At 40.4% G+C, this 23,682-nt stretch carries 20 protein-coding genes; 13 read left to right on the top strand and 7 right to left on the bottom strand.

What is annotated here, in order from left to right; all coding sequences use genetic code 11:
* From ilvA to MTN97_RS07035, 5 genes are all read left to right on the top strand, one after another.
* Positions 1–1,554, top strand: coding sequence for a threonine ammonia-lyase, biosynthetic (ilvA, locus tag MTN97_RS07055; RefSeq protein ID WP_248474028.1), 1,554 nt, complete (start codon positions 1–3; stop codon positions 1,552–1,554).
* A 144-nt stretch (positions 1,555–1,698) separates the two neighbouring features.
* Entirely contained in the window at positions 1,699–2,682 is a 984-nt protein-coding gene (locus tag MTN97_RS07050; RefSeq protein WP_036981047.1) for an ABC transporter substrate-binding protein, read from the top strand.
* Between the two features lie 132 nt (positions 2,683–2,814).
* Entirely contained in the window at positions 2,815–3,999 is a 1,185-nt protein-coding gene (locus MTN97_RS07045; RefSeq protein WP_138626394.1) for a methyltransferase, read from the top strand.
* A gap of 10 nt (positions 4,000–4,009) precedes the next feature.
* The gene (can, locus tag MTN97_RS07040) at positions 4,010–4,675 is read left to right on the top strand and encodes a carbonate dehydratase (RefSeq protein WP_248474027.1); all 666 of its coding nucleotides are present in this window, start codon (positions 4,010–4,012) and stop codon (positions 4,673–4,675) included.
* 1 nt (position 4,676) lies between these two features.
* Positions 4,677–5,321: an NAD(P)H-binding protein gene (locus MTN97_RS07035; protein ID WP_036981051.1), complete on the top strand. Its 645-nt coding sequence runs from the start codon at positions 4,677–4,679 to the stop codon at positions 5,319–5,321.
* Positions 5,322–5,369: 48 nt separating this feature from the next.
* On the opposite strand, the gene ubiK is transcribed toward MTN97_RS07035, so the two are convergent.
* Positions 5,370–5,633 (bottom strand): ubiquinone biosynthesis accessory factor UbiK, encoded by a 264-nt coding sequence (gene ubiK, locus MTN97_RS07030; protein ID WP_008112735.1) that lies wholly within the window; start codon positions 5,631–5,633, stop codon positions 5,370–5,372.
* 113 nt (positions 5,634–5,746) lie between these two features.
* Here ubiK and rep point away from each other — a divergent pair, with 113 nt between their 5' ends.
* Positions 5,747–7,765, top strand: coding sequence for a DNA helicase Rep (gene rep, locus MTN97_RS07025; protein ID WP_076923014.1), 2,019 nt, complete (start codon positions 5,747–5,749; stop codon positions 7,763–7,765).
* 13 nt (positions 7,766–7,778) lie between these two features.
* On the opposite strand, the gene MTN97_RS07020 is transcribed toward rep, so the two are convergent.
* The 3 genes from MTN97_RS07020 to elbB all read right to left on the bottom strand — a co-directional run bounded on the left by MTN97_RS07020 (position 7,779) and on the right by elbB (position 11,780).
* A complete protein-coding gene (locus MTN97_RS07020; RefSeq protein WP_248474026.1) occupies positions 7,779–10,343 on the bottom strand; it encodes a diguanylate cyclase domain-containing protein in 2,565 nt (854 codons plus the stop codon).
* A 173-nt stretch (positions 10,344–10,516) separates the two neighbouring features.
* Positions 10,517–10,909, bottom strand: coding sequence for a c-type cytochrome (locus MTN97_RS07015; protein ID WP_016899314.1), 393 nt, complete (start codon positions 10,907–10,909; stop codon positions 10,517–10,519).
* Between the two features lie 223 nt (positions 10,910–11,132).
* Positions 11,133–11,780, bottom strand: coding sequence for an isoprenoid biosynthesis glyoxalase ElbB (gene elbB, locus MTN97_RS07010; RefSeq protein ID WP_028834474.1), 648 nt, complete (start codon positions 11,778–11,780; stop codon positions 11,133–11,135).
* Between the two features lie 510 nt (positions 11,781–12,290).
* Here elbB and polA point away from each other — a divergent pair.
* The 3 genes from polA (at position 12,291) to MTN97_RS06995 (ending at position 16,628) form a co-directional block, all read left to right on the top strand.
* Entirely contained in the window at positions 12,291–15,026 is a 2,736-nt protein-coding gene (gene polA, locus MTN97_RS07005) for a DNA polymerase I (protein ID WP_036981053.1), read from the top strand.
* Between the two features lie 499 nt (positions 15,027–15,525).
* The gene (locus MTN97_RS07000) at positions 15,526–16,113 is read left to right on the top strand and encodes a YceI family protein (RefSeq protein WP_036981054.1); all 588 of its coding nucleotides are present in this window, start codon (positions 15,526–15,528) and stop codon (positions 16,111–16,113) included.
* Positions 16,110–16,628, top strand: a complete 519-nt coding sequence (locus tag MTN97_RS06995) for a DUF1285 domain-containing protein (protein ID WP_138626390.1) — start codon at positions 16,110–16,112, stop codon at positions 16,626–16,628. The genes MTN97_RS07000 and MTN97_RS06995 overlap by 4 nt, the downstream gene beginning before the upstream one ends.
* Here MTN97_RS06995 and yihA read toward each other — a convergent pair whose 3' ends face one another.
* On the bottom strand, positions 16,629–17,285 hold the full coding sequence (yihA, locus tag MTN97_RS06990; RefSeq protein WP_036981056.1) for a ribosome biogenesis GTP-binding protein YihA/YsxC: 657 nt from the start codon (positions 17,283–17,285) through the stop codon (positions 16,629–16,631).
* A 280-nt stretch (positions 17,286–17,565) separates the two neighbouring features.
* Between yihA and MTN97_RS06985 the strand changes: the two genes are divergently transcribed.
* The 3 genes from MTN97_RS06985 to MTN97_RS06975 all read left to right on the top strand — a co-directional run bounded on the left by MTN97_RS06985 (position 17,566) and on the right by MTN97_RS06975 (position 20,043).
* Positions 17,566–18,198, top strand: a complete 633-nt coding sequence (locus MTN97_RS06985; protein ID WP_013463877.1) for a c-type cytochrome — start codon at positions 17,566–17,568, stop codon at positions 18,196–18,198.
* 732 nt (positions 18,199–18,930) lie between these two features.
* Complete coding sequence (gene yihI, locus MTN97_RS06980) at positions 18,931–19,515, top strand: Der GTPase-activating protein YihI (protein WP_036981057.1); 585 nt, start codon at positions 18,931–18,933, stop codon at positions 19,513–19,515.
* Positions 19,516–19,527: 12 nt separating this feature from the next.
* On the top strand, positions 19,528–20,043 hold the full coding sequence (locus MTN97_RS06975) for a DUF2489 domain-containing protein (RefSeq protein WP_024602131.1): 516 nt from the start codon (positions 19,528–19,530) through the stop codon (positions 20,041–20,043).
* A gap of 69 nt (positions 20,044–20,112) precedes the next feature.
* Here MTN97_RS06975 and hemN read toward each other — a convergent pair whose 3' ends face one another.
* Together hemN and yjgA are read right to left on the bottom strand one after the other, a co-directional pair.
* Entirely contained in the window at positions 20,113–21,486 is a 1,374-nt protein-coding gene (hemN, locus tag MTN97_RS06970; protein ID WP_248474025.1) for an oxygen-independent coproporphyrinogen III oxidase, read from the bottom strand.
* Between the two features lie 115 nt (positions 21,487–21,601).
* On the bottom strand, positions 21,602–22,126 hold the full coding sequence (gene yjgA, locus MTN97_RS06965) for a ribosome biogenesis factor YjgA (protein ID WP_069438800.1): 525 nt from the start codon (positions 22,124–22,126) through the stop codon (positions 21,602–21,604).
* A 145-nt stretch (positions 22,127–22,271) separates the two neighbouring features.
* On the opposite strand from yjgA, the gene pmbA reads away from it, so the two are divergent.
* Positions 22,272–23,621 carry a metalloprotease PmbA gene (pmbA, locus tag MTN97_RS06960; protein ID WP_248474024.1) on the top strand — a complete coding sequence of 450 codons (1,350 nt, stop codon included), beginning with the start codon at positions 22,272–22,274 and terminating at the stop codon, positions 23,619–23,621.
* Positions 23,622–23,682 lie beyond the last annotated feature (61 nt).

Here is a 23,682-nt window from a genome sequence, read left to right as displayed (position 1 = left end):
ATGGTTTCTCAAGAACTCGATTATTTTCGCGCGATTATCCAAGCCAATATGGAGCCTTTAGCTAAGGTGACTGAGGTGAGTGAAATGGCCGAATTGAGTGCACGATTAGGTAATCATGTTTGGTTAAAGCGTGAAGATCAGCAACCGGTGTACTCGTTTAAATTACGTGGTGCTTTTAATAAATTAAATAAGCTGCCAAAGGGCTCGGTTGTGATCACCGCATCGGCAGGTAACCATGCTCAAGGGGTGGCGCTGAGTGCTTCACACCTAGGGCATAAAGCCACTATTGTCATGCCCGTAACCACGCCTGAAATTAAGGTTAATGCGGTAAGAGCATTGGGCGGGGAAGTCGTGTTACATGGTCATCAGTTTGATGCCGCAAAGGCGTATGCGCTTGAATTAACTGAGCAGCGAAACGGCGTATTTGTCCCTCCATTTGATGACCCCGATGTCATTATTGGTCAAGGCACAGTTGCCCGTGAACTAATGCAACAGCTGAACGACTTAGACGTGGTATTTATTCCTGTTGGCGGCGGCGGATTGCTGGCGGGTATGGCGGTATACATTAAATCGCTGCGCCCAGATATCAAAGTGATTGGAGTCGAGGCTAATGAAAGTGCTTGTTTAAAAGCTGCCATGGAAGCGGGAGAGCCTGTAGAGCTAGAAAGAGTAGGAAGCTTTGCCGATGGTGTTGCCGTAAAAATAATTGGTAGCGAAACATTTAGATTGGCGCAAAAGTTTTGCGATGAAGTGGTGACCGTATCAGATGATGAAATATGTGCTGCCATGCAAGATATTTTTGTATCAACCCGTGCTATTGCCGAACCTTCAGGCGCACTTGCAACTGCAGGGCTTAAAAAATGGTCTCAGCAGTCGGGTTTAAAAGGGTTAAATTTAGCCGCTATTTTGTCTGGTGCTAATTTAAACTTTGATCGCTTACGTTATGTGGCTGAGCGCACTGCGCTGGGTGAGAAAAACGAAGCTTTATTAGCCGTAACCATTGATGAAAAGCGCGGTAGTTTTAAGCAGTTTTGTGCATCTTTAGGTGGGCGTGCTATTACCGAATTTAACTACCGATATGCAGGGCCTGGCGAGGCGCAAATTTTTGTTGGTATTGCACTGCGCCAAGGGTTAGCAGAACTTGAAGAGCTTAAACAAAGTCTAACAGATAACAAATATACCTTTTGCGATTTGTCAGATAACGAATTAGCAAAGCTGCATGTACGCTATATGGTTGGCGGTAAAGCGCCAGAGCAGTTACATGAACGCTTACTAAGGTTTGAGTTTCCAGAGTACCCAGGCGCATTGGCGCGCTTTTTAGATACGCTGGGTAGTAACTGGAATATCACTTTATTTCACTACCGTAATCATGGCGGGTCAATGGGGAATGTATTAGCAGGCTTTGCTATTGAACCAAGCCAATATGAGATGTTTAATGAGCACTTAAACCGCCTAGGTTACAGTGTTCAAGACGAAACCCATAACCCGTGTTTCACCCAGTTTTTAACTACCCAACCTCAAGCAGAAAAGCTTGAAAAGCTCGCCTTAGCATAATCCTACTTTAAGCAGGCATCTTCTGTGGATGCTTGCTTTATTAGCTGCTTTACATATAGTTACGTTAATCACTACGTTTTTTGGAAACTCTCTTTGTTACTTAAAGGAATGATAATTAGCGCCTGCCTTTTTTGTAGCCAGTTAATGGCGCAGGAATCAGTCACACTACAATTAAAGTGGACACATCAATTTCAATTTGCGGGTTATTATATGGCTCAGCAAAAAGGGTATTATGATGAGGCCGGTTTAGACGTCACTATTGTGCCTGCCGATCCAAAACGGCCCAATAGTTTTGGCGCGGTAGAGCGTGGTGAAGCCCAGTTTGGGGTGGCGCATTCTGGTATTTTACAGCAGCGTATTGCAGGTAAACCCTTTGTAGCCATGGCTGCCATATTACAGTTTTCTCCTTATTGCTGGATGGTCAAAGAAAGCTCTGATATTTTTCATGCCCGTGATTTTGTCAATAAACGTGTAAGTGAAGTGAGTAAAGAGAGCAATTCTGAGTTGTTAACTATGCTCAAGCGCAGCGGTATAAATATCGAAAAGTTGGTTATATACAAAGGCGATAAATTACAAAAAGCATGGATGGAAAATAAAATAGATGCCATCGAAGTCTATGTTACCGACTTACCTTATTATATGGATCAGCAAGGTATTGCTCATCGACTTATATGTCCACAACGTTATGGGATGGATGTATACGCAGATATTTTATTTACCAGTGATGACATGATTAAGTACCACCCCGATACGGTAGAAAAGTTTTACCAAGCGAGTTTAAAAGGGTGGCGTTATGCGGTAATGAATATGGATGAAGCCATCGCCATTACTCAGCAGTTTTATGCCCCTGAGCGTAGTTTTCATCAATTAGCTTTTGAGGCCGAAGTGCTAAAAGACTATATTGCGCCGCCAAGCACCAATGTGGGTAATATGTCGATGGCCAAATGGCGTTTGATTGCTGATTTATATGAGATTGACCAAACAAAGTTTGACGAAGTAAAAGCCGATTTTATTTATAAATATAAAAAACAAGAAACGTTGCAGCTTTCTTGGATGCTGATTGCGGCCATTATTATTAGTATTATTTCTATTCCCCTTTATTTACGGTTAATGTTTAAAGCACGCTAATGGCTAATTTAACCAATAAAAAGGTGGGAAAGTTAAGTAATCCCCTTGCTCTGCGAGGTTAAAAAAATAACCGCTTAATTAGGCGCGAGTGTACTGGTATAATTTATTGCCTTTTTAATATTTTAAGCTGTTATGACCTTAACTGAGCAATTTACTGCCCTCGATTCGTTACTGATGAATACGCGCTCGTATTGGCAATGTACTGCGTTTGATTTTGACTGTTTACCATGGCCTGAATTACACGACCCCCTAACTGCTTTAACTGATCAGGACGTTGCTGAGTTAGATACTGATCAAGCGCAACTTTATCAGTTTTTTTCACCTTACATACCCGGTATTGAGCAATTAAGCCGATTAGCTTCACTCCCTGTCATAACAAGCAGTCGAACGGATTATCCGTTTTGGATTAGTAACGGTATTAAAGGACGAAAGTTTACACAGCTACAAGACTTTGTTGGTGCGCTACCTGCCAATGATCAGCCTATTTTAGAGTGGTGTGCAGGCAAAGGCCATTTAGGACGAATGTTAGCTTTTAATGGTGCGCCGAGCGTGCACAGTATTGAGCTACAATCTCACTTATGTGAGCAAGGACAAAAAAGTGCGCAGCAACAGGGGCTTGCTATGCAATTTAGCCAAGCTGATGTACTCACAGATAACACTCAGGATTTTTTTAACCCACAAACCCATGCCGTTGCTTTACATGCCTGCGGTGCGTTACATCAAACATTTATGCATCAAGCCAGTGCGGCTAAAGTAACACAAATTAGTTTTTCACCTTGTTGCTATCACTTGTTTACCGAGAATAATTATCAAGCAATGAGCGAACAGGCGAAGCGAAGTGCGCTTAATTTAACTCATCGAGATTTAAAACTCGCTTTGCAAGAAACTGTCACGGCTCCATCGCGAGTGGGCAAAGTACGAAAAACAGAAGTTGAGTGGCGACTCGGGTTTGATGCTTTAAGAAAGTCAGTCACCGGTGAGTTGGCGTATGTTAGTGTGCCCTCAGTGAATAAAGCAATATTTTCAGATTCGTTTGAATCATTTTGTAAGTGGGCGGCAGATAAAAAAGCCTTAAAACTGCCAAAAGATATTGATTACAATAAGTTTTTATTGATTGGGCAGGCGCGAAAAAAGGTGACAGAACGAGTTGAACTGGTTCGACATGTGTTTAGAAGAGCAATAGAAGTTTGGCTTGTGCTCGATCGTGCTTTATATTTGCAACAGCAAGGCTATAACGTCAGTGTTAGTACATTTTGTGAGAAGCACTTAACACCCCGTAATATTTTAATTTTAGCCAGTTTAACGCCCTCGACCTAAAAGAGATGTAATGAGAAATTTAAATAACCTACTAGAAAATAATAAACGCTGGGCATCTAGAACGAGCGAAGCTAATCCCGAATTTTTTAAAATTTTATCGATGCAACAAAATCCAGAATACTTATGGATTGGTTGCTCTGACTCACGAGTTCCTGCTAATCAAATTGTTGATTTACTACCGGGTGAATTATTTGTGCACCGTAATGTTGCCAACGTAGTCGTTCACACCGATCATAATTGTTTATCGGTTATGCAGTACGCGGTTGAAGTATTAAAAGTAAAACATATTATGGTTGTTGGCCACTACGGCTGTGGTGGTGTACAAGCGGTATTAAACGAAGATCGCTTTGGCTTTATTGATAACTGGCTACGCCACGTTGGTGATGTAAAAGAAAAGCATTTAGAGCAACTTAATGCTCTACCAGAAAAACAGCGTCTTGATCGTTTAATTGAGCTTAATGTGATTGAGCAAGTGCGTAACGTATCGCGCACTAGCATTGTTCAAGATGCTTGGTTACGAGGTCAAGAGCTCACAGTGCATGGCTGGGTATATGGATTAGAAAACGGTCACTTGCATGATTTAGAGTCGGTAGTTAGCTGCGCTGAAGAAGAATACACTAGCTATAAAAAAGCTGTACACCATGTACTAAATAAATCTGCGGACAGTCACCTTTAATATGACCAAAACGGCGCTAATAATCGGCAGTACCGGCTTAGTGGGCAGCCAGTTATTACAACAGCTGTTAGCATCTCCTTGCTATACGAAAGTAGTGAGCTTATCGCGCCGCCAATTAGATTTTTCTCATCCTAAATTAACTAGCCATGTTATTGATTTTGAAAATTTGACGCATCATGTTGAATTGTTCAAAGGTGACGTGTTCTTTTCTTGCTTAGGGACCACATTAAAGCAAGCAGGTAGTGTGGCTGCACAACGTAAAGTTGATTTTGAATACCAATTTATTTGTGCGCAAATGGCGGCTAATAACGGTGTTCCTCATTATTGTTTGGTGTCATCAAGTGGCGCAAATGCGCATAGCATGAGCCGTTATTTAAAAATAAAAGGGGAACTTGAGCAGCAGGTAAAGCAGCTTGGCTTTTCGCGCTTGAGTATATTGCAACCTTCTTTGTTAGTCGGCGAGCGATCAGAGCTTAGAATTGCAGAAAAGCTAGGTGAGGTGGTACTGCCACTGTTAACGCGTTTTGGCATCTTCAAACGGTATAGACCAATAACCGGTGAGCAAGTAGCTAATAAATTGCTAAGGGTGAGCATAGAGCAGCAACAAGCAACGGGTTACTATGTGCTCGACGAGCTATTTGAATAACTGAGTGATTAGCGCCATAAAGCAGGTTCGTCTATGGCGTTATATTTATTATTCTGCGTCTGTTTTTGCCGATAATTGCTGTTCAAGTATCGCTACTTTTGCTTCTAATTCAGTCAGCTTTTCACGGGTGCGGATCAGCACTTGGCTTTGAATATCAAACTCTTCACGGCTTACAAAGTCCATTTCGGCAAGCTTATTTTGTAACACTTGCTTGGTTTTACCTTCAAGTGTATCAGCCAGGTTTTTTACACCTTGTGGCATGTTATTAGTGATCTGTTTCGCAATTTCTTCAAGTTTTGCTGGGTTAATCATAGTCGTCCCTTGCCTGTTGCCTAAAATGATAATAACTAATATTACCTTATTGGCTAGGCGTATTGTAGTGATTACGTTAAAATTGCCCGTCTTTTTGCAATCAGCTGGTCGTTATGAAACTCAATCCTAAACAAGATGAAGCGGTAAAGTACATTAGTGGTCCTTGCTTAGTATTAGCCGGCGCAGGCTCGGGTAAAACACGAGTTATTACCAACAAAATTGCTTACTTAGTACAGAAGTGTGAGTATCAAGCGCGTAATATTGCGGCGGTTACCTTTACCAATAAAGCGGCTAAAGAAATGCGCGAGCGGGTTTTGCAAACCTTAGGCAAACAAGAGTCTAAAGGTTTATGGGTCTCTACCTTTCATACACTCGGGCTTGAAATCATCAAAAAAGAGTTAAAAACACTGGGTTTTAAACCCGGTTTTTCGTTGTTTGACGACCAAGATACGAATCAATTACTTGCTGATTTAACCGAAGATGAGCTTAAAAAAGACAAAGACTTACTAAATCTACTTAAAATGCAAATTGGTAGTTGGAAGAATGAACTCATTTTACCAGAGCAAGCTATTCGTGAAGCCAGAGAGCCACAAAAAGCCTTGTTTGCTCAGTTGTATGCGCGTTACCAAAATCAATTAAGAGCGTATAACGCGCTGGATTTTGATGATTTAATTATGATCCCCACGCTGCTTTTAAGTAGTAATGCCACATCACGTGAGCGATGGCAGCAGCGTTTTCGTTATTTACTGGTGGATGAATACCAAGATACCAATACCAGCCAATACCAATTAGTAAAATTGCTGGTTGGTGAGCGTGCACGATTTACCGTGGTAGGAGATGACGATCAGTCAATTTACTCTTGGCGTGGTGCTCGCCCACAAAATTTGGTGTTATTAAGTAAAGACTATCCAGGATTAAGATTAATAAAACTAGAGCAAAACTACCGTAGTGCAGGGCGTATTCTTAAAGCGGCTAATATATTGATTGCGAATAACCCCCATGAGTTTGAAAAAAAGCTCTTTAGTGAACTTGGCTATGGTGAGCAAATTAAAGTCATTGGTTGTCGCGATGAAGAGCATGAGTCTGAGCGTGTGGTTGCAGAGATTATTTCTCATAAGTTTATGAAGCGCACTAGTTATAAAGATTACGCGATTTTGTACCGAGGTAACCACCAAGCGCGTGGTTTTGAAAAGTCGTTAATGAGTAACCGTATACCTTATAAAATTAGCGGCGGGATGTCGTTTTTTTCACGTTCTGAAATTAAAGATATCATGGCTTACTTACGTCTTTTAGTGAACCAAGATGATGACAATGCCTTTTTAAGAATCGTGAATACGCCACGGCGTGAAATAGGCACGGTGACGCTTGAAAAACTAGGCACCTTAGCCAATGAAAAACATCAAAGCTTGTTTGCCACCTGTTTTGATAACGACTTAGGATACAGACTAAAAGGACGTGGTTTTAATGCGTTAGCTGGGTTTGCCCGTTGGGTGGTTGAGCTGTCGGATAACGCAGTACGCAGCGATACCTTAGAAGCGGTCAAAGATTTAGTGCGAAATATTAATTATGAAGCCTATTTATATGAATCATCACCGAGTGCCAAAGCCGCCGAAATGCGGATGAAAAATGTCTCGGAGCTATACCGCTGGATCACCGATATGCTGACTGGCGATGCCGATAATCCGCCAATGACGTTAGCTGAAGTGGTTAGTAAATTGACCCTGCGCGATATGCTAGAGCGTAACGAGGAAGAAGATGAAGCAGATGCAGTACAATTACTTACGCTGCATGCTTCAAAGGGACTCGAGTACCCTTATGTATTTATGGTAGGCATGGAAGAGGGGCTATTACCACACCAAGTAAGCATTGATGAGGATAATGTAGATGAAGAGCGCCGCCTTGCCTATGTAGGTATTACCCGCGCGCAGCAAGAGCTAACCTTAACGTATGCTAAAATTCGTCGTCAATTTGGTGAAACATCGCAAACAGAGCTCAGCCGGTTTGTGCAAGAGCTACCCCAAGATGACTTAGCCTTTGAAAACAAAAAAGCGCCTAATACTCAAGCTGAACGCATGGAAAAAGGCCAAGCTCGGGTTGCAAATTTAAGGGCAATGCTAAAAAAACCACAATAGCATGTGTTTAGCGTTATTTTGATTCTGAGTTTTTAAGTGTAGCTGGTATAGCGCTGGTTAGTGGGTGCTGTTTAGCAACGAATAGGTTTATGCCGTGTTTATCTAAAAGGGCTCTGAAGTTTAATATTGACGGGCCTTTAGCTATCACTTTAATGTGTTTAAGTTTAGTGATAGCCAGCAAACCTTGTAGCTGCAAGTCATAGCATTCCTGCTGCAATATTCGTTTACTGAAAGTGGAGCTTAATAGTAAGTAATCAAATTCTATCTCGGTCACTAAATTAAGCTCGCATTTATCCTTTGCGAAATTATTTAGACCAATAGAGTAGCCCAGCGCTTTAAGCTGTTTTAAGTTTTCTAGTTGCAGCGCACTGGCGTAACGTAATTCTTGATCATCAAACAACAAACAAAGTGGATCAATGTTTAATGGCTGCTTTAGTGCAGCTGTTAATAAAGAGAATTCATGCTTTTCTAAAAGCAGACTTGAGCAAGGCAGAAGAGCAACGCTTATTTCAGCGTCTTTCGCTTGTTGATACGCTTGTAAAATCAGTTGGAGTTCTACTTTTATATGCTGTTCTTTATCACTTGCAAATTTCTTTAAAATATCAAAACTAGTAAAGCCAAGTACAGGGTGTTCACCAAACGCTTCAAATAATGAGGCATATTGATAATGCTCATCCATAGAAATAATATCTGAGCCACGAAGCGTCATAGGTAATACATCAAAATGGTGCAATGTTTGTGACTCATGTTGCAGCATTGGCTCTGTGAGTAACGGGTGAAATAATTCGAAGCGATTTTTACCAGAGTTTTTAGCGTAATACATTGCGGCATCTGCATCTCTAATAATTTCATCTGTATGTTTATAGCTTTGTTTTGAATAAGTGATACCAATACTCGCGCCGCTTTGCACACAAATACCTTTTGTACAGAAAGGTTTTCGCATGATGTTGATGATTCGATTTGCAACATCTTCAGCTTGGTTTGGCTCGGTTAAATGAGTGAGTAAAATGACAAATTCATCTCCCCCTAAGCGTGCTAATAAATCATGCTCACGGATACATTGAGAGAACAACTGACCCACGCTAATTAAAAATTCGTCTCCGGCATGGTGCCCAAGCTGGTCGTTTATATCTTTAAATTTATCAAGATCAATAAACAGTACCGCAAAGTGCTCATCAGGGTGACGTTGGTAAAACTGTAACGTTTTTTCTAGCTGCGTTAAAAATAAATTACGATTAGGCAAGCTTGTTAATGAGTCATGGTGCGCATCGTGATACAGCTGCTGCTCTATTTTTTTACGCTCATCAATTTGCATCTGTAAATACAAATTTGCTTGGCTTAGCTCTTTGGTTTTTTCTTTTACTCGAGAAGCGAGCTCTTGGTGGCTCTTTTTCAGCGCCTGTGAGGCTAATTTTGTTTGTAATACCGTGGCAATTTGATGCGATACAAAGGTTATGAGTTCTGCATCATCTTGTGTGAAAAGATGTTCATTATTATAAGCTTGGCAAACAATTAAACCTATAACCCCTTGCGATGTTTTGAGCGGAGCGCCAAGCCAGCTGGTGGCTCTTCTAGATTCATCAATTGGTTTTTCACGCTCTACAATACCATTATCCAATAACTCTTGTGCTCTTTGCGGGTGAATTATTTGTGTTTCTTCGGTGCTGATCACCAGCTCACTGTACCCTTTTGCAAAGCGCCTTGGTTGGGTGCTGCCTTGAAATTCGTCAACACTGTAAGGAAAGCTGATCCAACCCGTTTCTTTATCATACAAGGCAATATAAAGATTTTTTGCGTAAGTGATGGTTTTTATTATTTCGTGTATTTGAAAATAAGCATCATCTAGGTTTTTAGCTTGAGTTGTCAGCTCTGAAATTTTAAATAATATTTGCTGGCGTTGCAGGGCGCTTTTTCGCTGTTGTATTTCAACATTTAAAGCATCATTGCTTTGCGTTAATGCACGGGTTCTTAGTTTTACTTCTGATTCGAGCAATTCTCGTTTCTTAACGCGTTCAATAGCTGTCGCTAAATAAAGTGATATTGCTTCAAGTAGGTTTATTTGTTGCGAACTATAACCTTGCTCAGTGTCGTAACTTTGCGCTGCTAATACGCCAATAATATTTTTTTCTTGATAAACTGGAACGCCTACCCAGTGTTCTGCAGGTGTACCTAATGCTTTAAATAAGCCTTGCTGTGCAGCATCATGCATTTGTTGCTTAGTGAAATAAATGGTCTTTCCTTGCTTAAACACATAACCCGTTGCGCCTTCTTTAAAATTATTCTCCCGATTAAGTGGTACAGAAATTCCATCTTTTTCATCAGAAAAATAAGACAGTTCCAACTGTTGTGATTGCGGCTCAACAAGCACCACATAAAAGCTTTTACTCGGGACATACTTTTGTAAAATGTCATGAATAGCTGGGTAAAGTAAGGTTAATTCGGCAACAGTACTTGCTTGCTCTGATAACTGTATCAGGGCATTGTGGAGGTGGTAGGCATGTTTGTACTTTTTCAATAGTGCTTTTAGTCGTTTATTTTGGCGCACTACGCTACTCGGTACAATGAGTTTATCTTCCAATGATGTTTAACCAGTTATAATTTTTTGTATAGTTATTAATCATTATAGTTCCACTTTTAACATTTTGCGTCAAGTAGATATTTATCTTATTATGCTGCGAAAAGTCGATAATTAGAAACAAAAAAAGCTTACTGTGAGTAAGCCTTTCATTTATAGTTTTTGCCTGACTGATTTTATTTAGCAGTCATAAAGTCGATTGCTGCGCTTATTTCATCATCAGAACAATCCATACATGTACCACGTGGCGGCATTGCATTGAAGCCATTGATTGCATGGTCTAATAAGGTATCTTTTCCTTTAGCAATACGAGGAGCCCAATCGTCAGCTGATTTAGGAGCGCCTAAAGCACCTGTACCATGACAAGCAAAACAGGCCGCTTGATATACTTGCTCGCCTGAACGAGGCCCTGTTGGTGCAGCAACTGCTACTTTTTCACCTTCAAGGTAAACAGCACCGATAGGCGCTAAACGTTTTTTAATTGCATCTTCAGTCATAGAGTTATCATATGGCTGTGCGTATGCGGTGGTTGCTAGCACAAGTAATGCTGCAGCTGATAGTTTTTTCATTTTGCCTTGCCCACTTCAATTTGAACGTGATCAATCACGATTTTAAATGACGGAATTTAAACCAATTATAACTCCACTAAGTCATTTATAAAATGCTCAGAGTCGATTTTATTTAGAAATACGACTAATGATTGTCTTAACTCAATAAAATTACATGGTTTAGCGCGTAGTTAAATTATAAAACGGGATCATCACGCCTTTAATGCGATCAAAGCCCTTACGACTAACTCATAGCTAATACGTTACGCACTAACTTATCGATTCCTGCATCTGCATCCATAATAGATTGTGCCAACATATAGGCCGGTGTCGTAACGAGTTTATTGCTTTTATCAATAACAATATCATCCACTTTACACTCTACGTGTTCAGCGCCTAATGTGCTAAGAGCCTCGGCTGTGTCGCTATCATTACCAATAGTAAGCTGAGGTTTATGATAAATAAAAGGCAATAGAGCCGGTGCAATACACATGTAACCCGTGGCTTTTTTTGCATCCGCAAACGCTTTACAAGCGCTAAGTACTGCCTCGTTTACTTTAGCGTTAGTGCCATTAATAGCAAAGTCAGATAGATTTTTAGCTACCCCGAAGCCCCCAGGGACAATGAGTGCATCAAATTGTGTAACGTCTAATTCAGCGAGTGACTTTATATTGCCACGGGTGATGCGAGCTGATTCAACTAATACATTTCGCGGCTGTGCTATTTCTTCACCAGTGATGTGATTAATGGTGTGGTACTGCTCTATATCAGGTGCAAAGCACTGATACTGAGCATTATTTTTTTCAATATGTAATAAAGTCAGTACCACCTCATTAATTTCACTACCATCAAACACACCACAACCTGCTAAAATTACAGCTATATTTTTCATATCATTTCGCTCCATTAAAGTCTCTTAAATAAAGTTTAACACGATGAATCAGCCGATTTAAAAATTTATTTGCTCGTTTTTTAGGCGCAAAGCACCTTGTTATGCGCTATATGCCATTTAGTGATTAGTAGCCATGAAAAAAATTATAAAGGATCGCTATGATCTTTGATCCATTATGCTAGAATGCCCATCCAGTTATTTAAATGGACGTAAATAATTAAGGTGGGTTATAAAACCAGTGACGGTATAAATGCTTTTTCCACACTAATAAAAAAATAATAAAAAAGAACCTCGAATTATCTTTTTTTAGACAAAACAATAAATTACAAATTAATCTAGGCATTTTAAGATGCTTCGGATGAATTGTTCGTGGGTGTTATCTACATAGTTATCCACAACTTACCAAAAATGTAGCGCTATTACTCACATTAATTCACAGTCGTTTTATTTACTGCCTTATGGCATGCTTACACTCATATTACTTTTTTGTATTTAGGATCCAATTTTACCATGGCTCAGATCCCCGAAAACCCGCTTATTTTAGTTGATGGCTCTTCATATTTGTTTCGTGCTTATCATTCACCACCACATCTAACCAACTCTAAGGGTGAGGCCACCGGTGCCATTTATGGCGTGGTAAACATGCTTAAAAGTTTGATCAAACAATATGATCCCTCACATATGGTGGTGGTATTTGACGCCAAAGGTAAAACCTTCAGAAATGATATGTACAGTGAGTATAAAGCGAACCGTCCGCCAATGCCTGATGATCTGCGTACTCAAATAGCGCCGCTGCACAGTATTATCAAAGCAATGGGTTTTCCGTTAATTAGTATTGAGGGCGTGGAAGCCGATGACGTAATCGGTACTTTTGCACGGATTGCCTCTGAGCAACAACGTCATGTGCTGGTATCGACTGGTGATAAAGATATGGCGCAGTTGGTCAATGAGCATGTAACCTTGATTAATACCATGACCGACAGTATTTCAGATCCCGAAACTGTGGTTGAAAAGTTTGGTGTTGGACCTGAACTTATTATCGATTATTTAGCTTTAATGGGCGACAAAGTAGATAATATTCCTGGCGTTGAGGGTTGTGGACCTAAAACAGCAGTTAAATGGTTACAAAAGTACGGATCGCTTCAGGGCGTAATTGATAATGCTTCTGATATAAAAGGTAAAATAGGCGAGAAACTGGCAAAAGCGATTGATCATTTACCGTTAAGCTATGAGCTTGCCACTATTAAATGTGATGTTGAGGTTGAAGCTGATCTTGATACTTTTAAATTGCAAACACCGAATAAAGACGAATTAATTGCCTTATACGGTGAATGTGAGTTTCGTCGTTGGCTAGCTGAATTGCTAGACAACCCAAAAGATGCCGACACACATTTAGCAGTCCCAACGCAAGAGAATGAGCTGCCAAAAGTTGAAGATGCGCACTATGAAACTATTTTAACTGAGGCCCAATTTGAGACATTAATAGAACAGCTTAATGAAGCTGAGCTATTTGCTTTTGATACAGAAACAACCAGTTTAGAGTATATGAAAGCGCAATTGGTCGGTATGAGCTTTGCGGTTAAAGCAGGGGAAGCGGCTTATTTACCAATAGCACACGATTACCCCGGTGCGCCCGAGCAGTTAAGCCTTGAATTTGTGATGCAAAAGTTGGGGCCGATATTAGCAGACGAAAATAAAGCTAAAGTAGGTCAAAATCTAAAATACGATAAAAGCGTGCTTGCCAATGCAGGCTACGAATTAAATGGTATTAAGTTCGACACTATGCTGGAGTCTTATGTATTTAATAGCGTAGGCACCCGTCATGATATGGACTCGTTGGCGCTTAAATACTTAGGCCACAAAAATATTAGCTTTGAAGATATTGCTGGTAAAGGTAAAAAGCAGCTTACATTTAATCAAATAGAACTTGAAAAAGCAGCGCCTTATGCCGCTGAAGATGCCGATATTACTTTGCGTTTGCACCAAGTGTTATGGCCGAAACTTGAAGCGGATGAAAAACTAAAATCGGTGTTTGAAGATATAGAAATGCCACTAGTAAGTGTTATTTCTGATATTGAACGCACCGGTGTTGCTATCGACAGCAACATGTTGGCCACGCATAGCCAACGTTTAGGTGAGCGATTACTTGAGCTTGAAAAAGAAGCGTTTGAAATCGCGGGCGAACCGTTTAACTTAAGCTCACCAAAGCAACTACAGGTGCTGTTATTTGAAAAGCTCGAATTGCCCGTTATCAAAAAAACACCTAAAGGCGCGCCCTCTACAGCAGAAGAAGTACTACAAGAGTTAGCGCATGATTACCCATTGCCTAAAGTGATTATTGAGCATCGTGGTTTATCTAAGCTCAAATCAACCTACACCGATAAGTTACCCTTGATAGTCAATGAACGCACGCAGCGAGTGCATACTTCTTATCATCAAGCGGTAACAGCAACAGGTCGATTAAGCTCAAGCGATCCTAATTTACAAAATATTCCTATTCGTTCAGAGGAAGGGCGTCGTATTCGTGAAGCGTTTATTGCCGCAGATGGATATAAAATTGTGGCTGCCGATTACAGCCAAATAGAACTGCGTATTATGGCGCATCTCTCGCAAGATAAGGGATTACTAAGCGCATTTGCTAATGGCTTAGATGTTCACAGTGCCACGGCTGCTGAAGTATTTGGGGTTGAGCTTGAAGAGGTAACATCAGATATGCGCCGTAAAGCTAAAGCGGTAAACTTTGGCTTAATTTATGGCATGTCAGCATTTGGCTTAGCACGTCAACTTGATGTACCACGCCATGAAGCGCAGCATTATATTGATAAATATTTTGAGCGTTTTCCAGGTGTTTTAGAATACATGGAAACAACGCGTGAGAAAGCGGCCGAAAAAGGCTATGTAGAAACAATTTTTGGCCGTCGCTTACATTTACCAGAAATAAATGCGCGTAATGGTGCTCGTCGCAAAGGCGCTGAGCGCGCAGCAATTAATGCGCCGATGCAAGGTACTGCGGCCGATATTATTAAAAAAGCGATGTTAAGCGTGCATGCTTGGGTTAATCAGCAAGCACCTAATACAGTTAAGCTGCTTATGCAGGTACACGATGAATTGGTATTTGAGATTAAAACAGAATGTACTGAGCAATATACCAAACAGATTTGTGAGCTGATGTCACAAGCGGCGCAGTTAGATGTACCACTTATTGTTGAAGCTGACGAAGGTGATAACTGGGAACAAGCACACTAATTTAGCGCTACTGTACTGGCTTTAATATAGGCCAAATACAGAGTTCAAAAAGATTATCATAAAGCGCCTAACGGCGCTTTTTCTTCATCTTGCAGGTTAAAAAAAAGTTAAATTAAACAGCAGTTTGTATTAAATCGTTAGGGGTTCGTCAATTCGCTACGATTATTAATAATATGCTTGTATTTTTACACTTGCTTTTGGTAAAGTGCCGCCCGTCCTCATCCTGTAGGGCATCCTGTTGATGATGCATCGTAAGATGCAACGTATTAATAGCTTCTCCCCAGTTTGCTATATCGGCCTATCATATATTTGATGGGCCGTTTTTTATTGCCTTGCATCCAAGCGTTAAATTTATTCTCTAATTGCACTTAGCGTTTCAAGTGATACCATCAGTCTACTTAGCATTTTCGATTTACCACACAGTAACTAATGATTTTCAGCTTGGCTGATCAAAGTATTATTTTTACCGGTATAAGTCTTTTTATTTTAGGAGTGCATTATGTTTAAAACGTTAGCTATCGCAGGTTTATCTTTATCATGTTTACTAGTTTCAGGTGCTGCATCGGCAAACTGGCAACTATTGAACGATAAAAGCCAATTAAGTTTTGTATCAATTAAAAAAAATAGCATTGCTGAAGCAAGTCACTTTACTCAGTTAGCAGGGCAGCTGAGCGATCAGGGTCAATTTAGCGTAAACGTTGATTTAACCTCAGCCGAAACCTTTATCCCTATCCGTAACGAACGTTTAAGTAAAATATTGTTTGAGTCTGACACGTTTGCAAACGCAGTATTAACCGCTGACTTATCTGATAAGTTGTCACTTATTAAGCAACCTGGGCAGTACGTATTAAAAGGTATTAGCGCTGAGCTAGACTTTCATGGCCATAAAAAGCCACTTGCTGTTGATGTACTCGTAAGCAGTGCGGCCAATGGAGATTTAAGTGTGGCATCATTCTCCCCTATTATTATCAACAGTGATGACTTTAAGATCACTGAAGGGGTAATGCAGTTACAAAAATTAGCCGGATTACCTTCAATTGCTACTGCTGTACCGGTTACTTTTGCACTAACATTTAAAAAACAGTGATTTCACTTAACGAGCTTAGCAAGCAACTCAGCGAGCCAAGCAAACCTTTTGAACAATGGCAGCCCGCTTATTGCGGGCAGTTACCATTATTGATTGATGAGCAAGGTAAATGGTTTTACGCAGGTAGTGAAATTACCCGTCAATCAATGGTGAAACTTTTTGCCAGTGTATTATGCAACGAAGATGGGCAGTTTTACTTAAAAACACCTGTAGAAAAAATCGCGATTGAGGTTAAGGATGCGCCTTTTATTATTGTAAATTGGCACAGTGAACCGACATCAGAGGGAAGCGTTATTTGTTGTATTGATAATTTAAACCGTACATGGCTATTAAGTCGTTCTGAGTCACTTTATATCAATGACTACAAAGGCGCGGCCGTGCCTTATATGCAGTTACCCTACGGCTGCTTTGCGCGAGTTGCGCGTAATGTGTTTTATCAGTGGGCTGAAATAGCCGAAACAGATGAGCTCGGCTATTTTATTACCTCCGCACAGCAGAAATTTTACTTACAGTAATTATTCGCTATCTGGCGTTGCTAAATCAGCAGGTGGAACGGCCACGATTGGGCCTAAATACCACTCATCTAGCTTTTTAGCGACTTCTGGTAAGCCGGTGCCTTTAAGTGATGAAAATGCATGAACCGTAATATCGCCATCTAATTCACTTAACTCACGACGTACGCTAAGAACTTGTGATTTACGCGGACCTTGCTTTAGCTTATCGGCTTTAGTTAATAGTGCCAATACCGGAATTTCACTGCCTACAGCCCAATTAATTAAGTCGCGGTCTAAATCTTTTAATGGATGACGGATATCCATTAATACCACAATACCTTTTAAACTTTGACGTTTTTGCAGGTATTCGCCTAGCGATTTTTGCCATTTCTTTTTCATTTCAATCGGCACTTTTGCAAACCCATAGCCAGGTAGGTCAATTAGGCGCATATTATCTACATCGGCAAGTTCAAAGGTGTTGATCAGCTGAGTACGGCCGGGTGTTTTACTGGTTCGTGCTAACTTTTGATCGGTTAGGGCATTTAGCGCACTTGATTTACCTGCATTAGAGCGACCGGCAAACGCGACTTCAATTCCCGTATCAGCAGGTAATTTAGTGATGTCTGGCGCGCTTGTAACAAAAGACGCAGTGTTATACTTGATACGAGATTTGAGCACAGGCTCTCCTAAAACTTAAAAAATAACATTGGGTAAACCAAATTCACCCCTGGCGCGTATTTTATACTATAAAGTAGCTATTAAAAAGTGTATTTGAGCATGTAAGATCATTGCTGACAGTACATTTTAACTGGCTTAGCGTTTAATTTTACTCAAAACCCTATAATTTATAGGTTTAATGTGTGTAGAAAACGTGCCAGAGAATTTAATATCGTGTAGAATATAAAAATCACAACATCCATATTGTAGATGATACAGGGTCGGAAACAGAGAATTCACCATGAAAAAAATAGCACTATCTTTAACTATATTGCTTGGTGCGTTGTCAGCAAGCAACGCAACAGCATTTGATGGCGATGTAAACGCAGGTAAAGAAAAATCAGCAACGTGTGCGGCTTGTCACGGCCCAGACGGTAATGCGCCGGTTAACATCTACCCAAAAATTGCAGGCCAACACGCAGATTACATATACAAGCAGCTTACTGAATTTAAATTAGGTATGACTTCGGGCGGTAAAGAAGGTCGTATGAACCCAGTAATGAGCGGCATGGCAATGCCATTAAGTGATCAAGATATGAAAGACTTGGCTGCTTACTTTGCTTCTTTGAACATGTCTGAAGGTGCTACACCGAAAGATGTTCAAGAAACAGGCGCCATGTTATATAAAGCAGGTGATGCTGAGCGCGGTATCCCATCATGTGCGGCTTGTCATGGTCCACGTGGTAATGGCTCTTCACTTGCTAAATTCCCAAAGATTTCTTTCCAACATCCAGAATACATCAAGTCACAACTTGAACAGTTCAGAGATGGTGTTCGTAATAACGACCTAAATGGTGTTATGCAGGACATTGCAAAGAAACTAACAGATAAAGACATTGAAACACTCTCTAAATACCTTGGTGGTCTACACTAAAGTCGTATTTATTTAGATGTTGTTAACATAATATATTGTTAATTAGTGAAAAAGGCAGCTTTAGCTGCTTTTTTTGTGCCTGCCGTGACCGATAAAGCTCCTTCTCTTGTAAGACATTGACCATGCTTTGATGTAAGAAAAATCTCATTTTATTTTTATTTTTTAATGTAACTTCTTGTAATTAATATCTTTTAGTGCTTTTTATCATGTGTAGTACAATAAAAAAGATATAAATTAGTTGTAACAAAATTATTAACGAGTAAATTAACCCCTGTCGCAAAAACAATAACAAATAGGAAAACGTTATAAGGATAGTAGCGCGGCACGACTGAATAGCACATAGAGTGTGCTACCAAAGGAAATATCAAAAAAGTGTTAGGAAGACCGAAAATAATAAAATACTCATGGAAGTTTAATAATAAAAACAAAATGGAATGCTACACGGAAGATAAATAATAAAAATACGGATAGAAAATAATAATAAAAACAATAAAGGCTAAAAAGTCGAAGGGAGAAGTGTCCATATAACGGCGCTCAGATTAGTAGGCGGTAGAGATGTTTTCTCTACCGCCTTTTTATTTGTCCTGTTACAATACCCCCCGTTTAAAAAAAGCACCTTAACTGTGCTTTGGCGCACAAAATGCCCAAACTGAATTCTCCTGGCTAGGCCAGCACCGCGATGCCCATTGAGTTGCGCCTCGCTCAAAACCTCTTAAGTGAGACGATCAAGATATGAGTAGAAAGAAAAAGTCACGTAAAATACCATCAAATGGTCCCGTTCGTTTAAGCCAAGATAAGCTTAGAGAAATGCGCGCATTGAAAGAGCAACGTGTTAAAAAAACTAAGGGTGCTAAGCCTGGTTCACGTAATGCACCGGATGCATTGAGTAATGACACTCAAAAAGCAAGTTCGGCTACTAAAGATAAACGCGTTGGTAGTAAAAAAGCAGTGCCATTGGTTGCACCTGCTGCTGAACCAAAAATCGAAATGAAACGTAACCTTAAACCTGTAGCTGAGCTTAAAAAGGCCGTTGAACCAGAATTAACGCCTGAACAAGAGTTAGAAGTCCTTGAAAATGATGAGCGCTTACTTAAATTAGTTGAGCGTCATGAGCAAGGTGAAATGCTAACGGGTAAAGATGCAAAATACTTCAATAGCCGCATAGCGCGTCACCAAGTGCTTTGTAAATTATTAGGCATTGAAGATGAAGAAGAGTTTGAAGATGACTTCAGCGATGAAGACAGTAATTCAGACTTTGATCAATACCTATCAAACGATCTAGCGAATGAATGGCTAGATGACGACGAAGATAAGTAATAAGGACACGCAATGAGTACAGCAGTGATCTTAGCCTTAGTTGTAGGTGCTGCTATTATAGCGGGCTTGGCATTTTATGCGGGTCAGTTGCTCTATAAGCTAAATGTGCAAAAAAAGCTAATTAGCAAAAAACAGGCAGAGCAACAGCAAAAGCTAAAACAGTCGCGTTTAAAGCGTAATGCGAAGTTAGCCGATAGTATTCATTTAATTGCACGTGCTATGAATGAAAAGCAATGTGATTATTCTGAGGGGTGCTTACGTATTTGGGTGCTTATGTCGCAATATAGTTTTGATACTGAGCGCGACCTAACGAGTGCATACCCGGGTATTTATAAAATGTACGACGTGGTAAAAGAAATGCCAACCCATGATTCGCGCAAAAAGTACGCTAAAAAAGAAATTTTTAAGCAAGACACGGCGCGCTGGCGTGCAGAAGAATCACTGAGTGATGAAATTGAAGCTGACTGTAAAAAAATTATTGTTGAGTTTAAAGCAGCCCAAGGCAGCGAAAACGTGGTTTTTAACTAGCGCTTAGATTTTACGGCATATATAAAAAAGCAGACCTTGGTCTGCTTTTTTGTACGTGCTAGTTTTAAATTATATAACGCGTGAGAAGCGAGTGGCATTTATCTGTTTTTGTAAATGCGCATCAAAGCACATACAAATAATACGAATAAATAAATTCCCTTTTGGTGTTACGCTAATTAGGTTGTTTTCTATTGTTACCATTTCATCGGCAATTAATGGTGCGAGTGCCTCTAAGGCATCCTGAAAGTAGTCATTAAAGCTGATTTTATGCCTGTTCGCGAATACGCTCATATCAAGCTCAAACTGGCAAATAAGCTGCTTAATCGCATCGGCGCGAATAAGATCATCTTGGGTTAAATGCATGCCTTTATTAATGGCACTGCCTGCTTGCTCATCAACTGCTTGATAATAATGTTTTAACTCTTTTTTATTTTGTAATATCGCTGTGCCTATTTGCGAAATAGACGAGACACCTAAGCCCAATAAGTCGCACTCACCATGAGTGGTGTAGCCTTGAAAATTACGATGCAGCTGACCAGTATTTTGTGCAATGGCTAGCTCATTATCAACTTTTGCAAAGTGATCCATACCTATAAATTGATAGCCCGCCTGCGTCATTTGCTCTAGTGTATTTTTAAACATGGTGAGCTTATTATGCGCACTGGGTAAATCGGCGTCTTTAATTTTACGTTGGGCGGCAAAACGTTCTGGTAAATGAGCGTAGTTAAATACTGAAACGCGGTCAGGGTTTAAGGCAATCAGTTGCTCAATAGTTTGCTTAAAACTCTCAGGTGTTTGTAGAGGCAGGCCATAAATCATATCTGCATTAATTGATTTAAAGCCCAACTGTTTTGCTTGGGTAATTAATTGTTTTACCTCATCAACATGCTGAGGGCGATTAACAGCCAGCTGAACCTGATCATTAAAATCTTGAATACCAAATGACACACGATTAAACCCCAACTCGCTTAAATCAACCAGCATATTGTCAGCCAGTGAGCGAGGGTCGATTTCGATACCGCGCTCGCAGGTATCGCTAAAGTTAAAGTGTTGCTCTAGCAGCTTTACTAAGCGCGTCATTTGCGCTACGGTTAAAAAGGTTGGTGTGCCGCCCCCCAAATGTAATTGCTCAACCCGATAATCTTGAAACAGCGGCGCTTGTGCTGCAATTTCTTTAGCTAAAAAGTCTAGGTAGGTATCGGCTTTAGATTGGTGGCGAGTAATGACTTTATTACAGCCACAGTAATAACAAAGCTGACTACAAAAAGGAATATGGATATATAAAGACAACGAACGGGTTTGCGATGATTCAATAGCGCTAATCAAATCTTGTTGCTGATAACCATCAGCTAACGAAAGTGCGGTCGGGTAAGACGTGTAACGCGGGCCCGATACATTGTATTTGTTTATTAAAGTTTGATCCCATTGAGGAAGTTTAATCATCACGCGCACCTTATCTTTTAAGTTGCTGCGTATTGTAAAAAAGCAAAGGGGAGGAGGCTTTGATCTACAACAAAAAAAGGTGCCGCAGCACCTTTTAATATATAACGCGGCTGCGTTACATTATGGCGTCTTTTAAGTACTGAAATAACTCTTTGTAGCTTCTCGCTGGTTTTTCAGCTTTTACTTCTTTGGCAGCATTACGCACCATTTGGCGCATTTTTTGGCGCTCAAGAGCTGGATATTGTTTAATTGTTTCGTTGATTAAGTCATCGCCTTGTTCAATTAAATCACTGCGCAGTTGCTCAATTTTTTTGATCATAACCTCAGCTTGGTTATTTTTATTTAGCATGACATCAATGATCGCTTTAATTTCTTCAATATTTTCTACCGTACGAAGGGTTTTTGCGATGTAATTTAAATGTCGGCGGTAGGCATCACTTTTATTACTTATTTTATCAGCAACCACCATTGCTTCTTTTAAGTCATCATTGAGCGGCAGGCGTTCGCGCTGCTTTTTACCCATTTTGGCAATTTCAGATCCTAACTGATGAAACTCTTGCGCTTCGCGCTTAAGTTCACTTTTTGATACATATATAATTTCTTCTTCAATTTCAGCAGGCTTGCCTTTTTTCTTCGCCATGGGGTGCTCTTAAGTAAAAATAACTTTATCTATTATACGCGATTCTTTTAGTGATTAATATTAGCTGATGTGGTGCAGTGAGTGTGTTAGCATTTAAATATAAAAAATGTGTGCAATACGGCCTTCAGGGCTCAGGACAGAATTTATGAAAAGCCAACACCAAGATCCAATATATTCGCAAATTTCTCAAGTAAAAGACGCCGTTTCAGAAGTACTTGAACATGCTAAAAAACTAGGTGCTACCGCTGCAGAAGCTGCTATGTCTAGCACTTCGGGGTTGTCGGTAAGTACGCGCATGGGGGAGGTAGAAACTATTGAGTTTAATCAAGACGGTGGTTTAGGCATTAGCGTGTATGTTGGTAATAACAAAGGCTCGGCATCAACGGCTGATTTAAATCCTAAAACATTACGTGCTGTGGTCGAAAAAGCCATCGATATTGCTAAATTCACCTCAGATGATCCGTGCAATGGTATTGCTGATAAAGAACTGCTTGAGTTTTCGCCTAAAGATTTAGATTTATTTCATCCTTGGGATGTAAGCCCTGAGCAAGGAATTGATTTATGTCATGCTGCTGAGCAAGCCGCATTAAACGCCGATGAGCGAATTGTGAATTCTGATGGTGCTAGCTTTTCTTCACACCAAGGGCTGCGAGTGTATGGCAATAGTCATGGTTTAATTGCCGGCTACCCAAGAACACGCCATAGCATAAGCACTATGGTAATAGGCAAAGAGGGTGAGCATATGCAGCGCGACTCAGCCTACACGATTTCTCGCGATCAAGCAGGGTTAAAAGATGCAGCAAGTGTTGGACTTGAAGCTGCAGCAGAAACCCTAGCAAAACTAAACAGCCAAAAGCTAGGCACCATGAAAGTGCCGGTTATTTTTAGAGCCGATATTGCTAATTCATTGTTTGGCCATTTGGTATCAGCAATTGGTGGTGGCGCACTGTATCGTAAATCCAGCTTTTTATTGGATAGCTTAGGCACGCAGGTATTTAGCAAAACCGTTAATATTTCAGAGCGTCCGCACTTACTTAAAGGCTTAGCATCATCGCCATTTGATAGCGAAGGAGTTAAAACTCTCGACAGAGAAATAATTCACGGCGGCGAGCTGCAAACGTATTTATTAGCAAGCTATGCGGCGCGTAAAATGAATATGACCCCAACCGGGCACGCTGGCGGTATTCATAATTGGTTAGTAGAACAAACGCATCAAGATTTAACTGCATTATTAAAAACTATGGGTACGGGCTTATTAGTTACAGAATTGATGGGGCAGGGCGTGAATACCGTAACCGGTGACTACTCTCGCGGTGCGGCTGGTTTTTGGGTTGAAAATGGGAAAATACAATACCCAGTAAGCGAAATTACGATTGCTGGTAATTTAAAAGATATGTTCAAAGGTATTTCTGCTATAGGTGGCGATATAGAACGTCGCGGCGGGATTCAGACTGGTTCAGTACTGATTGAACAAATGCAAGTAGCAGGTGCTTAATACCCATCCGCAATAACATTTATTTCAGTGAATTGGTATAAACCCACTTTGCTTGCTTAAA

It is taken from the genome of Pseudoalteromonas sp. 2CM36K (assembly GCF_023161865.1).
Taxonomy (GTDB): Bacteria; Pseudomonadota; Gammaproteobacteria; order Enterobacterales; family Alteromonadaceae; genus Pseudoalteromonas; species Pseudoalteromonas tetraodonis.
Note: the sequence above shows the minus strand (reverse complement) of the source record. Positions and strands in the feature narration are given on the sequence as shown.

Bases quoted from the DNA above. Each gene is read 5' to 3' on its own strand.
- polA (WP_036981053.1), top strand. From the start codon at position 12,291: ATGGCTCAGATCCCCGAAAACCCGCTTATTTTAGTTGATGGCTCTTCA.
- pmbA (WP_248474024.1), top strand. From the start codon at position 22,272: ATGAAAAGCCAACACCAAGATCCAATATATTCGCAAATTTCTCAAGTA.
- MTN97_RS07045 (WP_138626394.1), top strand. From the start codon at position 2,815: ATGACCTTAACTGAGCAATTTACTGCCCTCGATTCGTTACTGATGAAT.
- rep (WP_076923014.1), top strand. From the start codon at position 5,747: ATGAAACTCAATCCTAAACAAGATGAAGCGGTAAAGTACATTAGTGGT.
- MTN97_RS07035 (WP_036981051.1), top strand. From the start codon at position 4,677: ATGACCAAAACGGCGCTAATAATCGGCAGTACCGGCTTAGTGGGCAGC.
- ilvA (WP_248474028.1), top strand. From the start codon at position 1: ATGGTTTCTCAAGAACTCGATTATTTTCGCGCGATTATCCAAGCCAAT.
- ubiK (WP_008112735.1), bottom strand. From the start codon at position 5,633: ATGATTAACCCAGCAAAACTTGAAGAAATTGCGAAACAGATCACTAAT.
- MTN97_RS06975 (WP_024602131.1), top strand. From the start codon at position 19,528: ATGAGTACAGCAGTGATCTTAGCCTTAGTTGTAGGTGCTGCTATTATA.
- MTN97_RS07000 (WP_036981054.1), top strand. From the start codon at position 15,526: ATGTTTAAAACGTTAGCTATCGCAGGTTTATCTTTATCATGTTTACTA.
- MTN97_RS06985 (WP_013463877.1), top strand. From the start codon at position 17,566: ATGAAAAAAATAGCACTATCTTTAACTATATTGCTTGGTGCGTTGTCA.
- yihI (WP_036981057.1), top strand. From the start codon at position 18,931: ATGAGTAGAAAGAAAAAGTCACGTAAAATACCATCAAATGGTCCCGTT.
- MTN97_RS07050 (WP_036981047.1), top strand. From the start codon at position 1,699: ATGGCGCAGGAATCAGTCACACTACAATTAAAGTGGACACATCAATTT.
- can (WP_248474027.1), top strand. From the start codon at position 4,010: ATGAGAAATTTAAATAACCTACTAGAAAATAATAAACGCTGGGCATCT.
- hemN (WP_248474025.1), bottom strand. From the start codon at position 21,486: ATGATTAAACTTCCTCAATGGGATCAAACTTTAATAAACAAATACAAT.
- elbB (WP_028834474.1), bottom strand. From the start codon at position 11,780: ATGAAAAATATAGCTGTAATTTTAGCAGGTTGTGGTGTGTTTGATGGT.
- MTN97_RS07015 (WP_016899314.1), bottom strand. From the start codon at position 10,909: ATGAAAAAACTATCAGCTGCAGCATTACTTGTGCTAGCAACCACCGCA.
- yjgA (WP_069438800.1), bottom strand. From the start codon at position 22,126: ATGGCGAAGAAAAAAGGCAAGCCTGCTGAAATTGAAGAAGAAATTATA.